Source organism: Trinickia sp. Y13 (genome assembly GCF_029522115.1).
Classification (GTDB): domain Bacteria; phylum Pseudomonadota; class Gammaproteobacteria; order Burkholderiales; family Burkholderiaceae; genus Trinickia.
The window spans coordinates 90,393-104,632 of record NZ_JAKWFK010000001.1; the positions used below are offsets into that span (position 1 = coordinate 90,393).

At 67.7% G+C, this 14,240-nt stretch carries 8 protein-coding genes; 6 read left to right on the forward strand and 2 right to left on the reverse strand.

Annotated elements, in window-relative coordinates; genetic code table 11:
* Window positions 1-12: 12 nt before the first annotated feature.
* The gene (locus MMB74_RS00375; RefSeq protein ID WP_277426614.1) at window positions 13-591 is read right to left on the reverse strand and encodes a cysteine dioxygenase family protein; all 579 of its coding nucleotides are present in this window, start codon (window positions 589-591) and stop codon (window positions 13-15) included.
* Window positions 592-826: 235 nt separating this feature from the next.
* Here MMB74_RS00375 and MMB74_RS00380 point away from each other — a divergent pair, with 235 nt between their 5' ends.
* Together MMB74_RS00380 and MMB74_RS00385 are read left to right on the forward strand one after the other, a co-directional pair.
* Window positions 827-1,279, forward strand: a complete 453-nt coding sequence (locus MMB74_RS00380; protein ID WP_277427105.1) for an Lrp/AsnC family transcriptional regulator — start codon at window positions 827-829, stop codon at window positions 1,277-1,279.
* 116 nt (window positions 1,280-1,395) lie between these two features.
* Window positions 1,396-1,617 carry a hypothetical protein gene (locus MMB74_RS00385; RefSeq protein WP_277426615.1) on the forward strand — a complete coding sequence of 74 codons (222 nt, stop codon included), beginning with the start codon at window positions 1,396-1,398 and terminating at the stop codon, window positions 1,615-1,617.
* An 85-nt stretch (window positions 1,618-1,702) separates the two neighbouring features.
* On the opposite strand, the gene MMB74_RS00390 is transcribed toward MMB74_RS00385, so the two are convergent.
* Window positions 1,703-4,006 (reverse strand): FUSC family membrane protein, encoded by a 2,304-nt coding sequence (locus MMB74_RS00390; protein ID WP_277426616.1) that lies wholly within the window; start codon window positions 4,004-4,006, stop codon window positions 1,703-1,705.
* A 234-nt stretch (window positions 4,007-4,240) separates the two neighbouring features.
* Here MMB74_RS00390 and recC point away from each other — a divergent pair, with 234 nt between their 5' ends.
* The 4 genes from recC to arfB are packed head-to-tail and all read left to right on the forward strand — an operon-like array spanning window position 4,241 to window position 14,202.
* Window positions 4,241-7,744 (forward strand): exodeoxyribonuclease V subunit gamma, encoded by a 3,504-nt coding sequence (recC, locus tag MMB74_RS00395; RefSeq protein WP_277426617.1) that lies wholly within the window; start codon window positions 4,241-4,243, stop codon window positions 7,742-7,744.
* A complete protein-coding gene (gene recB / locus MMB74_RS00400; RefSeq protein ID WP_277426618.1) occupies window positions 7,741-11,511 on the forward strand; it encodes an exodeoxyribonuclease V subunit beta in 3,771 nt (1,256 codons plus the stop codon). Before recC ends, recB begins: the two co-directional genes overlap by 4 nt.
* Before the next feature lie 25 nt (window positions 11,512-11,536).
* Window positions 11,537-13,801 (forward strand): AAA family ATPase, encoded by a 2,265-nt coding sequence (locus MMB74_RS00405; RefSeq protein WP_277426619.1) that lies wholly within the window; start codon window positions 11,537-11,539, stop codon window positions 13,799-13,801.
* A complete protein-coding gene (gene arfB / locus MMB74_RS00410; RefSeq protein ID WP_277426620.1) occupies window positions 13,798-14,202 on the forward strand; it encodes an alternative ribosome rescue aminoacyl-tRNA hydrolase ArfB in 405 nt (134 codons plus the stop codon). Before MMB74_RS00405 ends, arfB begins: the two co-directional genes overlap by 4 nt.
* Window positions 14,203-14,240: the final 38 nt, after the last annotated feature.

Below are 14,240 nucleotides of genomic sequence, written 5' to 3' on the forward strand. Positions count from 1 at the left end.
CCTGAGCCGCTATCAACGTCCGTGCAACGATGGCTCTGCCGCAGCCGCCACGAGGCGGTTGACGTGCGTGGCGATCTGCTCGCCATGCACGCCATACACATGGAGCGATAGGGCGGGCCGAGAGCTCGTATTCGCCAGCCGGTGGATCGCCGTCAAGCCGGCGCGCACGTACGAAACGGCGCCCGCTTCGCGCGCATGCTCCCGCACAGGCGCTGCGCAATGGGTGTCGCCGTCCCACTCGTAGAGGGTTTCATGCAGGGCGCCCTCGAGCACGGTGTACCCGCACCAGGTGTGATGCCCGTGGACGGGGCTCGCTTGGCCCGGCTGCCAGACGAGCGCGGCCGCAGTATAGCGGCCGTGCGGATCGGCAACGACCAAATGACGCCGGTAGCAGTCGGCCGCGCCCTCGCGTTGCGCGGGCGTGAGCAGGGCGTCCTCGGCCGCCGCTTGCGCAAGCGCCGCGCGCATCAATTGCCCAAACTGCGCGCTGCCGGCGGCCGAGGGATCCGCATCCGCGGGAACGGCGGCGAACGCCGCGTCCAGGGCCTCGCGCAAGCGCGCCACAGCGGCCGCGCTTTCGCTTTTCGACATTGACGACGCGCGTTGCGCGCCGACCACCCGGGGCGCGTTGAACGGTGCTGCGGTCGCGAGTGGCGTCGATTTCGAAATTTGGTCCATGGCGTTTTGACGGGACGCGCCGTGCCTGGCGAGCGTCGGAGTGATCGATGGCCCATTTATATCGTTTTATCGATAAAAAGAGTTTCCGTATAATTTCCTCGTTTCGCATAAACATAGAATTTTTTTCTAATACGAGGTCGTTATGGGAATGGACGCTATCGATAAAAGGCTCGTCGAGTTCCTTCAAGCCGATGCGACGCTGCCGATCGCCGAGCTCGCAAGCCGCGTCAACCTTTCGCAAACGCCGTGTTGGAAGCGCGTGCAGCGGCTCAAGGAGGAAGGCGTCATCCGAGCTCAAGTGGCGCTGTGCGACCCACGCAAGCTGGGCGTCGGCACGACCGTGTTCGTCGCCGTGCGCACGAATCAGCATACGGAGGATTGGGCGCGCCAGTTCGTGACGGCCGTGCGCGACATTCCGGAGGTGGTGGAGGCGTACCGGATGAGTGGCGAGACAGACTATTTGCTGCGCGTCGTCGTGTCCGATATCGACGACTACGATCGCGTCTATAAGCAATTGATCCGCGCGGTGCCCTTGTTCGACGTGAGCTCGAGCTTCGCGATGGAGCAAATCAAGTATTCGACCGCGCTGCCGGTGCGTTGATCGCAGCGGGGCCGGACGGCGCACGCGCAGTGGGCGCGGCGCGATGCGCGTAGAATGCCGGCTGCTCGACTCTCCCTTTCCTCGGCCCGCATTTTCCCGCCGTACACACCTTTTCTATGAACAATCCGCGCCAACCTAACAAATCGAATCCGACGACGCGCGTCGCCGTGCTCGTCGTCGTTCTCGTGCTGATTGTGATCGGCACGTTCTTTTTCAACGCGATCAAGGGCAAACGCGAATACGACGAGCAGACCGCCGGCGCGTCGGCTGCGTCGACCCCAGCCGTTGAGATCACGAGCGGCGTCGCCGCCGCGAGTGCACCCGCGGCTTCGCAGTAAGCGAGCCGGCGCTCGCGGCCGTTCTCCCGTGCGGGCGCCCGCGCACTGCGGACGTTCCGGCCGGGGCTGCCCCGCGGGGCTTCGTTTATGGCTGGGGCAAGCGAATCGCGCCAGCGTCTTTGCGAATCAGCTGCGAGGCGGCGAGCATCTGCTTGCACTGCAGGGCCAGTAGCTTCAGTTCGCCGACGAACTCGGGGGTATGCGTGCCGGCCCGCTCGATCTCGACCACCATCGTGTCGAGGTCGCGCTTGATGAGCTTGGCCGTTTCGGCCTGATCCGCTGGCGGCGCCTCGCCCGCCTGAGCGCGCGTGAGATTCTCGCGCACGGCCGAGAGCGCGCGCTGCAAGGCGAGCGCGCCGTCGGACTCGTGCTGGGCCACGCTGCGCAACAGCGGAGCGGCAGCCGTGATGTGCGCGGCCAGTCCGTGGCTTTGCACGAGCAGGTCGTTCAACTCCGGCACGAACCGTTGATGCGCCTTGGGCTCGAGCATCATGCGGCGGAACGCTTGCGCCAGGTTGGCGAACGCAATATGGACGTTCTTGCGCGCGAGCCGGTAGCGGAAGTCGCGCTCGTCCGATGCGGCCGCATCGCGGGACGATCCGCCTGCAACGGCCGAAACCGTGGCGGCGGCCGCGGCGGCCGCCCCAGGCAGGGGACCCGCGGCAGCCTCGGGCGCATTGCCTCGCCACCAGGCGCTTTCCAGGTATTGCCGTGTGGCGCCCAGCATCTCCGTGACGAGCTTGCCCATCAGCCGGTATTCCCAGTATGGAAATAGACGGCTCGCCCCGATCGCGAGCGCGCAGCCGATGACGGTGTCGATCGCGCGCTCGCCGATGATGCGCATGCTGCCCGGCGCGAGCAGATGAAACAGCAGCAAGACGTACGAGGACGTGAACACGACGCTCGCGGTGTAGTTGAAGAGCAGCAGGCTGTAGCTCATCACCATCGATGCGAACATGAATACGAGCAGCACGGCCGGTGCCTTCACGAACCAGATCAGTGCGATGCTGGCTGCACAGCCGATCGTCGTGCCGACGATACGCTGCGTGTTGCGCTGTTTGGTGAGCGAATAGCCGGGCTTCATGATGATGAGCGTCGTCATCACGATCCAATACGCGTTCGTGAGCGGCAACAGGCGTCCGAGCCAAAAGCCGACGGCCACCGCGAGCGTCACGCGCAGCGCGTGGCGAAAGCTCGGCGAGGCCATCGTCAGATTCGAAAAAATCTGACGCAGCGGCACGCGGCGGTTCGACAAGAAGCGCATCAACGTATGGTCGATGCGCAACTCGGTGCGCGCGCCGGGCGTGTCGCTCGCCAAATGCTTCTTCATCTTGTCTATGAGCCGCACGCCGCTCCAGATGCGCCTGAACGTGGCCGAGGCCGCGGCATACGCCTCGGGTTGGCGCTCCGGCAGGCCCTGCTTGCGCATCAGCTCGATCTCGTATTCGATTGCGCGCATTTCGGCCTTCATATTGACGCGCGCCGCGGGCCGCCGGTTCTGCAGGACCGCCAAGCCGACTTCCTCGAGATCGCTCGCGGCCTTGCGGATCAGATCGCGAAAGAAAAGCATGACGTCGGCGTTGCCGAACGTGGCGCGCATGAGCGGGTAATCGGTGTGCGCGCCGACGAACAATTCATGCAGATCGACGGTGTTGATGAACAGATTGAACAGCGTCACGCGGCTCGCGTCGAGCTGGCCGCGCCGCAACTTGGGCAGATTGCGCAAGACGATCGCACGCGCGGCGTCCTGCATTTCCACGGCCGTCGTTTGTTTGTCGACGAGGTTGCGGTAGCAATCGTCGAGGTTCGCGTCGACGTCGTAGAAGGCGGCGCGCGCAAGCAGATAATCGACGCAGGCGAAGACGTTTTCCGCGAGCGCCTGCTTCTCGATCCGATGCGCCTGCCATTGGGAGACGAACGTCGCCCAGTAGGTGTACCAAAGGCCGCCCGCCAGAATCCACGCGGCATTGGTGAGCGCACGCAGCGGTGTGAAATGCTGCTCGAGCGTCATCACCATCATGAACAGCGTCGCGAAGCTGATTTGCGGCCAGCGATTGCCGTACACGACCGTGAGCGACAGCGCGAACGTCAACGCAACGACGGTGGCCCAGAGTGCGAACACGTCGAACGTCGCAAGCCCGGTCGCGAGCGCGGACGCGAAGCCGAGCACGCTGCAAATCAGCATCTCGTTGTGCTTGTATTTGAGCGGGCCGGGCATATCGACGACGCAGGCGCCGAGCGCCCCTGTCGCGATGGTGAAACCGAGATCGGCCTGGTGAAACACGACGAGGCACAGGACGGCCGGCAGCGAAACGCCGACGGCCATGCGCAGTCCCCCGAAAAAATACTGGCCGTAGAGAAATTTTTCGATTTCTTTCGAATAGCGCATCGATCTCGAGGCGGCAGCGCCTAGCGGGGTCGGGAAGGGGATTGGCGTCGAGTCTAACGTATTTCGCACGCGACGGGCGCGGCGTGCGGCGCGTGTTTGGGCGCCCCCCGCATATGGCCGATGGCGCATACCCGCAACCGGGCCGCAACGTCGCGGCGGCCGATGCGTTTGCTATGCTGATGCATTTCGCCGCCTGCCTATGGCCGCGAAGCCGCTCTCAACCGTCAAGGGTTCATGCTCCAGCTTTTCTATTCGAATCGCTACGAAACGCTCGTTCAAGCGCTCACGGAAGATCTCGCCTCCATGCCGTCCGACCCATGGGCGCGCGAAGAGATCGTCGTGCCAAGCGCGGCCGTGCGTCGCCATCTCGAGCTCGAACTCGCCTCGCGCCGAGGCATCTGCGCGAACGTCAACTTCAGCTTTCTCGCGCAGTGGCTGTGGACGCAGATCGGCGGCGTGATCGATGTGCCGACGCACTCGCCGCTGGCGGTCGAACGGCTCGCTTGGCGCTGCTATCGCTTGTTCGGCGCGTTTGACGCATTCGGCGGCGAGCAAGCGGGGGAGGGACAGGCTCGCACGCTCCACTCGGCGTCCGGCACTGCCGCCGCGTGGCTCGAGTCGCCGCGGCTTCGCACCTACCTCGATGCGGCCGATGCGCCGATGCGCTATGAATTGTCACGGCGGGTGGCCACGGTCTTCGATCACTATCTGACCTACCGCCCCGAATGGCTGGCGCGCTGGCAGCAGGGGCTTTCGATCTTCGATCCCGGCCCCGGCCCCGGCCCCGGCCCCGGCCCCGGCGCGGTCGCACCGGGGCGCGCAGCGAACGCCAATGACACGCTGCGCGAAGACGAGCGCTGGCAGGCCGAGCTGTGGCGGCAGTTGCTGGCTGAGCTTGGCGCCGTGGACGGCGTGGGGGGCGCGGCCGATGCGACGCCGCCCGCCCACCGCTTTCTCGAACTCGCGCGCACGCTCGATCTCGATGCGGTCATGCGCGCGGAGTGGCCGGCGTCGGTCAGCATCTTCGCGCTGCCGACCATCGCGCCGCTCTATATCGCGTTGCTGCGCGAGCTCTCGCGCTGGATCGACGTCCGGCTGTACGTGGTGAATCCGTGCCGGGAGTTCTGGTTCGACATCGTGACCGAAGGCAGGGCGCTCGCTCTCGAAGCCGCCGACGCACTCGACTATCACGAGGTTGGCCATCCGCTGCTCGCTCAATGGGGCCGGCAAACGCAGGCGCACCTGCATCTGCTGCACGAACTGACGGAAGGCGCGGCCGCGGGCGAGGCGACGCGCTTTGGCGAGAACGAGGCGGACAATTGGCTCGCTCGCGTGCAAAACGCGATGCTCGATTTGACGCCGGAGAGGCCCCTCGCCGAGCGTGCGCACGAGACCGACGGCATCGAAGTCCACGTCTGCCATAGCTTGTCGCGCCAGCTCGAAGTGTTGCACGATCGGCTCCTTAGTTGGTTCGACGAGGCGCAGTCGAGCGCGCACGATGCGCTGCCGGGGCTGCGGCCCTCCGATGTGCTCGTCGTGTGTCCCGATCTGGCAGCGGCCGCGCCGCTCATCGACGCGGTGTTCGGCACGACGCAAAACGATGCGCGCGGCCGCATCCCGTATCGCATCACGGGCCTGCCGCCCTCGCAAGCGAATCCCGTGGCGCGCGTGCTGCTCGATTGGCTCGCGCTCGCCGAGCGCGGCGTGACCGCGCCCGAAGTGGTCGAATGGTTGCGCGTGGAAGCGGTGGCGGCGCGCTACGGCATCGACGCCGCATCGCTGGACATCGTGCAAGGCTGGCTCGCGCAAGCGGGCGCGCGGCGCGGCCTTGCGCACGAGGCGCCGGCAGCGGGCGAGGGCGAGCCTGCCTCGCAGGCCGTGGCTGGCTCGCGCCACACCTTCGCCGATGCGTTGACGCGGCTTTTTCTGGGCTACGCCATGCCCGACGACGCCGATCCGCTCGACGCTTGGTTGCCGGTGGCGGGTCCGCGCGGGGCCGATGCGGAACTGCTCGGGCGGCTCGCTTGCTTCATCGACGATTTGTACGGATTCGTCCGGCGATCGCGCGAGCCGCTGAACTGCGACGGCTGGGCAGCGCTTTTGGCCGACGCGCTCGCGCGCTTGTTCGATCCTTCGCCGCCATTCGCCGATGCGCTCGCGAGCGTGCGCGACGCGATCGAAAAGGCTTTGGAGGCGATGCGCGACGGCGCGCGCGAAGCGCAGGCGCCGGCCGCCGTCATGCGCGCGGCGCTCACCGTCGCCTTGGACGATGCGGCGCATGGCGGCGTGCCCTGGGGCGGGGTCACGTTCTCGTCGCTGACTAGCCTGCGCGGTTTGCCCTACCGCGCCATCTGTCTCATCGGCATGGACGATGGCGTCTTGCCCAGTCTTGCGCGCGCAGACGAGTTCGATTTGATGGCGGCGTTGCCGCAGTTGGGCGACCGTCAACGGCGCGCCGACGAACGCAACTTGTTCCTCGATCTGTTGCTGGCGGCGCGCGATCGATTCTTCATCAGCTATACGGGGCGCAGCATTCGAGACAATGCGCCGCTGCCCCCGGCTGCGCTCGTCGACGAATTGCTCGACCATTTGGCGCGCGCGAAGGCCGGTCCCGATGCGGCGCCGGCGGCGCTCGATAAGGCGCGCCGCGCCTTCGTCGTCGAGCATCCGCTGCAGCCGTTCGCCGCGGCTTATTTCGAGGGTGCGTCCCGGCTCTTCACTTACGATGCCGAGCGCGCGCGCCTCGCACAGCGGCTGGCCGAGGACGCCGATCCCGTTGCGCCCGCGTTCTTTGCCGGGCCGTTGCCGCCGGAGCCTGCGCAGCCGATCGCATTCGTCGACTTCCAACGGTTTTGGCAGCATCCGGCGCGCGCATTGTTGCGCGAGCGCTTGGGCGTCGTGCTCGAAAAGACGCGAGGCGAGTTGCTCGAAGTGGAGCCTTTCGAGCTCGACTTCGCGGGGCGCGACGCATTGGCCGATCGGTTGCTGCCGCGTTTGATCGAGCGCGACGGCGAGGCCGCGCGCGCATGGCGAGTCGCGCAGACGAGCCCCGAGTTGCCCTCGGGCGCGACCGGCGATGTGTTGAAGCGGCGCGAGCTCGGTGCGCTTGCGCGCCTTGCGGGCGACGTGCGCGCGGCGCTCGCGGCTGGCAGCGCGCGCTTGCAATTCGCGCTGCCGGTGGTTGCGCGCTGGCCCGACACGAACGGCGTCGCGCTCTTCGGCGAGCACGATGCGGCGTTGCGCGAGGCGCTGTCCGATGCGGCCCCCGTGCAACTGTATGGCGCGTTGAACAATGCCACCGAAGCGGGGCTTGTCCTCTATCGTTATTCGAGCCCCAATGCACGTGAGTACTTGAGCGCGTGGTTGACCCACCTCGCGTACTGTGCGGCGCAACCGGACGGGCCTTGCCGCACGGTGTGGTACGGCGCCGCCGAGCGCTTTGCGTTTTCGCGCGTCGATGCGCCGCTCGCGCACCTCGGGCCGCTCGTCGCGCTCTTCCTGGCCGGGCGCCGCTTGCCGTTGCGCTTCTTTCCGAAGAGCGCGTGGGCCAAGGCGAACGGCGGCGATTCGGACGCGCTCGGCGTGTGGATCAGCGACCGCGTGCGCGGCGAATCCGACGACTCGGCGCTCGAGATCGCTTGGCGCGGCGTCGACCTGACGCTCGATGAATCCTTCGGCGCACTCTCGCGCATCGTTTTCGAGCCGCTGCTTGCTCATCTGACCGGAGACGACGCATGAGCGAACTCGATCGCCGTCCGCTCGATCCGCCGCCGGCCGAGCCCCTAGACGTCTTCAGTTGTGTGCTTGCCGGCGTCAACCAAATCGAGGCCTCGGCGGGCACGGGCAAGACCTGGAACATTTGCGCGCTGTACGTGAGGTTGTTGCTCGAACGGGACCTGAACGCCGACCAAATTCTCGTCGTTACGTTCACGAAAGCGGCCACGGCGGAGTTGCACGAGCGGATTCGCGGTCGGCTTGCCGAGCTCGCACGGGCCATCGAAATCGACGACGACGGCAGGGATCCTTTCGTCGCGCAGTTGCTCGCGACGACGCTCGGTCCCGGCGGGCTCGATCGAGAGTTGGCCGGCAAGCGGATTCGGCGCGCGCTCTCGACGTTCGATCAGGCGGCCATTCATACGATTCACGCATTTTGTCAGCGCGCGCTGCAGGAGGCGCCTTTCGCGGCCGCCATGCCGTTCGCGTTCGAGATGGAGGCAGACGACGCTTCGCTGCGCTTCGAACTCGCCGCGCAATTTTGGCGTGAGCGGGTCGAGCCCGTCGCCGCCGTCTACCCGGCATTCGCCGCTTGGCTGGTGGCCAAAGGCGCAACGCCGCTTGCGCTCGATGCGCAGCTCGCGCGGCGGCTGAAGAAGCCGCTCGCGCAATTGCGCTGGGGCGCATCGGGGGCAACGCCGCCCGCGCTCGGCACGCGGGACGGGGACGATGCGAGAGAGCGCTTCGACGAGGCTTGCGCACTCTGGCGCGAGCAGCGGGAGACGATCGCGCGGTTGCTCGACGAGGCGCAGGCCGCGCTGAAGCAAACCACTCATAAGGGCGAAGCGGTGCGCGCGGCGCTGGTTGCGTGGGACCGTTACTTCGCCGAAGGCGACTGCCACGCGCCGCCTCCACGGGAGGCGCTCAAGCTGACGGCGACAGCGCTCGGCAAAGCGACGAAGGTCAAGTTACCAGCGCCCGAGCACCCGTTCTTCTCGTTGGCCGACACGCTCGCCAAGGCGTCGGAAACGGCTGAGGCAATCCATCGGGCCCGCTGGCTCGGCTTGCTCGCGGTATGGCTCGAACAAGCGCCGGAGATGCTCGCGGCGATGAAGCGCACGCGCCGCTTGGCCTCGTTCGACGACTTGCTCGCCAATCTCCACGGCGCGTTGCTCGAACATCCGTGGCTCGCCGATACGTTGCGCGCGCGCTATCCGGCTGCGCTCATCGACGAGTTCCAAGATACGGACCCGCTGCAGTTCGCCATCTTCGAGCGCATTTTCGCGGGGGCGGGCAAGGACGGCGTGGTCGGGCCGCTCTTTCTCGTCGGCGATCCCAAGCAAGCGATTTACAGCTTCCGAGCCGCCGATCTGCACACTTATTTGGCCGCGCGGCATGCGGCGACGGCGCGCTATACGCTGGCCGTCAACCAGCGTTCGACCGCGCCGCTCGTGCAAGCCTGCAATCGCATCTTCGGGGCCAACCCGCACGCGTTCGTGCTCGACGGGCTCGACTATATGCCGGTGCAAGCGGCCGGTCGTGCGCGTGCGCCGTTCGTCGACGACGCCGATCCGCAGCGCGCGGATGCTGCGCTGCGCGTCTGGACGCTGCCTTCGGGCGAGGCGGCGCTGACCAAGCGAGAGGCGCAGCGGCAAGCCGCCGAAGCATGCGCGGCTGAAATCGTGCGCTTGCTGCGCGGCGCGCGCGAGGGCAGCGTTGCGCTGGGGGAAGCGACGCTCGCGCCGGCCGATATCGCCGTGCTCGTGCGCACGCACAAGCAGGGCAGCTTGATGAAACGCGTGCTGGCCGCTTGGGGCGTCGGCAGTGTCGAGCTCGCGCAGTCGTCGGTGTTCGCGACGCTCGATGCCGAGCAACTCGAGCGCGTGATGGGGGCAGTCGAAGCGCCGGGCGATCTGAGGCGGTTGCGCGCGGCGCTCGCCGCCGATTGGTTCGGCCTCGATGCACGCGCGCTCGCGCGCCTCGCGCAGCTTGCCGATGCGCCGGCGCAGGCGCATGCCGACGAGGCGACGGCTTGGGTCGAACGGTTTTCGCGTTACCGCTCGCTGTGGCTCGAACGCGGCTTTGCCACGATGTGGCGCACGATGATGCGCGAACTCGAGATCGGCGAGCGTCTCCTCGCCGGCCGCGACGGCGAGCGGCGGCTCACGGACGTGCATCATTTGGCAGAACTGGCTTCGGCCCGCGCAGCCGTCCATCCGGGCATTGCGCCGACCTTGCGCTGGCTCGCCGCCGAGCGTGCGCGAGGCGGCGGCGAGGAAGCGCAGTTGCGGCTCGAATCGGATCGCGATCTCGTGCAGATCGTCACAGTTCATAAATCGAAGGGGCTCGAATACGCCGTCGTGTTTTGTCCGTTCCTCGGCGACGGTGCGCGTATGGCAAGTTCGTCGAGCGGTCTGCCCGAGGCGCGGGAGTACCACGACGATGCGCAAGCAGGCGCGCGCGCGGTGCTGCATTACGGTTGCGAGGGAAGCGAAGCCGAGCGCGCCGAACGCGAGGCTGCGCGCGAGGAGGCCGCCGAGCGTGCGCGGCTCGTCTACGTGGCGCTGACCCGCGCGGTGTACCGTTGCTATCTCGTCTGCGGCGCTTATCTCATGGCGCGCTCGACGAAAGAAGCTCGGCGCAGCGTGCTCAATTGGCTCGTCGCGGGAGATGGGCGTGCGTTCGAGGATTGGTTCGACGATCCGCCGGAGCAGAGCGCGCTCGATCTGGCCTGGGTGGCCTTGGCGGGCGGCCCGATCGCGCTGGCGCCGCTGCCCGCGCCAGCGCGCCGCGTGCCGCTTGCCCGCGAGACGGGGCCGAGCAGGCATTTCGTTGCGCGGGTGTTGCATCGCGCGTTGAAAGAGACGTGGCGCATGGCGAGTTTCAGCTCCCTGACGGCGGGTGCGCGCCAGCCGAGCGCGACGGTGGACGATGAGCCGCGGCCCGATCACGACGCCCTGGTCCCCGCCCCGCAGGACGCGCAGGCGGTGGAGGCGGCGTGGCCGCCTGTGCTCGCGCTGCCCGCGCGCACGCACGCCGAACTGCTGGCCGATAACGACATCCTTGCGTTTCCGCGCGGCGCCGCTGCCGGCGAATGCCTGCACCGGATGTTCGAGCTGGCCGACTTTTCCGCGCCTGCGACGTGGCCCGCGGCGATCGAACGTGCGCTGATCGAGCGGCCGGTCTCGGCCGACGCCGAGACGGCAGCGCGTCTGCCGGCCATGATGACGCGGTTGATCGAAGACGTCACGGCCACGCCATGGGCGCCCGGGCTGACGCTGGCGGCGCTGAACCCGGCCCGCCGATTGACCGAGTGGCCGTTCGTTTTTTCTGCCCCGGCGCTCGAGCCGCGCGAGTTGCGAGGATTGCTCGCACGGCATGGCTACCCGGACGTGCTGCTCGATCCGTCCGCGCTGGCCGGCTACGTCAAAGGGTTCGTCGATCTGGTGGTCGAAGGCGAAGGTCGTTTTTGGATCATCGACTGGAAGTCGAATCACCTTGGGACGACGCCGGCCGATTACGGGAGCGACGCGCTCGAAGCCGCGATGGCGCACCATGCCTACCATTTGCAGGCGCTCCTTTACACGGTCGCGCTGCATCGTTACTTGAAGATGCGCCTGCCGCGCTATGACTACGACCTGCATATGGGCGGATACGCGTATTTGTTCGTGCGTGGCATGCGCCCGCAATGGCGCGACGGAACGGCCCAGGCCGGGGTATGCGCGCGCTTGCCGGCGCGCGAGTTGATCGAGGCGCTCGATGCCTCGATGAGCAGGGAGCTTGCGTCATGAGCGCAATGAACGACCGGGGGGCAGGATGAGTTCGACGGCGCAATCGTTTCGACCGGCGCCGCAGCGCGAGGGCGGCGAGTTCGGCGCGGCGCTCGCGGCGGGTTTCGCATACCGTATGGGCGCCTTGGCGGGGCGAGTGGGGGCGAATCCCGCCGCGGCGCGATGGGCGCGTCGCGCGGCATTCGCCGTCAGCCGCGCGACGAGCGCGGGCCATGTGTGCCTGTCGCTCGAACGCCTCGCAAGACGCTATGGCGAAACGCTCGACGAAGCCGCTGCGGCGCTGCGCGCAAGCGGGATCGTTTCGGATGGGACGCAAGACGCCGCGGCGCTGCGGCCGCTCGTGCTCGATGCGGCGGGCCGTCTTTACCTGGGGCGCTACTACGAAGACGAACGGCGGCTTGCGGCGGCTGTGATCGCGCATGCGCCGGCGCTCGGCGCTCGTGACGCTGGCGCCGCCGTCGCGGACATAGCGGGGGCGAGCGCGCGCGACACCGATGAGTCGGGGCTGGCGGCGCGGCTCACGCGCTTTTTCGGCCCGCCGGATTCGAGTGACGTCGATTGGCAGCGAGCGTGCGCCGCGTTGTCCTTGTCGAGCCGGTTGACGGTCGTGAGCGGCGGGCCGGGCACCGGCAAGACGACGACGGTCGTCGGCATGCTCGCGTGCCTGATCGACGCCGATCCGTCTTTGACGATCGCGCTCGCCGCGCCGACGGGCAAGGCGGCGCAACGCATGCAAGAGGCCTTGCTTGCGCGCGCCGCTAGCCTTCCGGCTTCGATCGCCGAGCGGCTGCCGCGCGTTTCGCAGACGCTGCACCGGCTGCTGGGCTTGAGCCAAGGGATGCGAGCACGCTACGGCCGCGACAACCCGCTGCCTTACGATGTCCTGGTGGTCGACGAAGCGTCGATGATCGACCTGACGCTCGCAGCGCAACTGTTCGACGCGCTGGCTCCCCACACGCGGCTCGTGCTGCTTGGCGATAAGGATCAGCTGGCTGCCGTGGAAGCGGGGGCCGTCTTCGCCGAATTGAGCGCCCGCCCGAGCTTCAGCGCGGCCGGCATCGCGCGTATCGCACGGGCGACGGACGTGGATGAAGCGCGCGTGCGCGCGGCGCTGCCGCGGTGGGAGTCGGACGGCGATGCGGCGCTTGACGCGGATCGATCCGAAGTCGACACGTTCTCGAGCGACGATGGTTTGGATTTGCTGGAACCGCTCGGCTCGCTCGAGGACGGTTGGGGGTGGACGGGGCTCGAAGAACCCGATATCGCGATTGGCGGGGAGGGCGCCGGGGCGGATGCGGCCGCGGACGCGCCCCCCGATTGGCCGCAGGGCGAAGTGCCGGGTGCCGCGTCCGAGCGGACGATGGCGGCCGCTCAATCAGCATCTCACACCGCGCCGGTCGCCGCATTCTCCGAGCGCGCGCCGCTCGTCGATTGCGTCGTTTGGCTCGAGCGCAACTACCGTTTCGGGCTGGACTCGGCCATCGGCCGCCTATCGGTGGCCATCCGGCGCGGCGACGTGCAGGCCGCGTTCGATGCCCTTGGCGTGACTCGGAACGCTTCGCCCCAGAGCGACTTGTTCGCGCAATCGGACGCGCTTGGCGAGCACGGCACGGCGCCGGCGCAACTGGACGAAGACAACGGCCCGGTGCTGCGCGCGAGCACCTTGCAGCGCCTGGCACAGGGCTTCGCGCCGTACGTCGAGGCGCTGACGGCGGCGCTGGCTGCACCGCGGCCCGATTGCGCATCGTTGTTCGACGCGCTCAACGCATTCCGTATTTTGTGTGCGACGCGGCTCGGGCCACGCGGCGTGCAAGCCCTGAATGCGCAAATGGCCGAGCACGTGCGGCGCGCCGCGCGCGTACCGCTCGCGATCGGCTCGAGCTGGTTCGCGGGCCGCGCGGTCATGGTGGCGCGCAACGATTACGCCCTGGGGCTGTTCAACGGCGACATCGGCATCGCGCTGCCTACGCCGGAGGGCCCGCTGCGCGTGTTCTTCCGCACGGCCGACGGCAGCGTGCGCGGTGTTGCGCCAGCCGCGTTGCCGCCGCACGATACGGCCTTTGCGCTGACGGTCCACAAGTCGCAGGGCTCGGAGTTCGATCATGCGGCGCTCGTGTTGCCGGCATCGACGAGCCGTGTCCTCACGCGCGAACTCGTCTATACGGCAGTGACGCGTGCGCGCAAGACCGTTCGTGTCGTCGGCGCACGCGAGGTGCTGGCCGAGGCGATCGCTGCGCCGACGCGCCGCGACTCGGGGCTGCTGGCTCGAATGCAGGAGATGCAAACATGACGCTGCGTTTTCACGTGGTACCGGAAGAAGTCGAGTTGACGGCCGTGCGCGCGCAAGGCGCGGGTGGCCAGAACGTCAATAAAGTCTCGAGCGCGATCCACCTGCGTTTCGATATCCGCGCCTCCTCGCTGCCCGATGTCTTGAAGATGCGGTTGCTCGCCTTGGAAGACCGGCGCATCACGCGCGAAGGGGTGATCGTCATCAAAGCGCAGGAATACCGCACGCAGGAGATGAATCGCGCCGCCGCGCTGGCGCGGCTCGAAGAACTGATCGCGAGCGTCAGCGTTACGCGCCGCCCGCGGATTCCGACGCGGCCCACGCGCGCGTCCACCGTACGTCGACTCGAAAGCAAGACGCGCCGCTCGAGTGTGAAGGCCGGGCGTGGCCGCGTTGAAGAATAAGGCCTCTCGTCCGTCGGTTCAGCGGGCGAGGGGGGCGC

Excerpts from the sequence above, each read along its gene's own strand:
- MMB74_RS00375 (WP_277426614.1), bottom strand. The coding sequence starts at position 591 with ATGTCGAAAAGCGAAAGCGCGGCCGCTGTGGCGCGCTTGCGCGAGGCC.
- MMB74_RS00380 (WP_277427105.1), top strand. The coding sequence starts at position 827 with ATGGACGCTATCGATAAAAGGCTCGTCGAGTTCCTTCAAGCCGATGCG.
- MMB74_RS00385 (WP_277426615.1), top strand. The coding sequence starts at position 1,396 with ATGAACAATCCGCGCCAACCTAACAAATCGAATCCGACGACGCGCGTC.
- MMB74_RS00390 (WP_277426616.1), bottom strand. The coding sequence starts at position 4,006 with ATGCGCTATTCGAAAGAAATCGAAAAATTTCTCTACGGCCAGTATTTT.
- recC (WP_277426617.1), top strand. The coding sequence starts at position 4,241 with ATGCTCCAGCTTTTCTATTCGAATCGCTACGAAACGCTCGTTCAAGCG.
- recB (WP_277426618.1), top strand. The coding sequence starts at position 7,741 with ATGAGCGAACTCGATCGCCGTCCGCTCGATCCGCCGCCGGCCGAGCCC.
- MMB74_RS00405 (WP_277426619.1), top strand. The coding sequence starts at position 11,537 with ATGAGTTCGACGGCGCAATCGTTTCGACCGGCGCCGCAGCGCGAGGGC.
- arfB (WP_277426620.1), top strand. The coding sequence starts at position 13,798 with ATGACGCTGCGTTTTCACGTGGTACCGGAAGAAGTCGAGTTGACGGCC.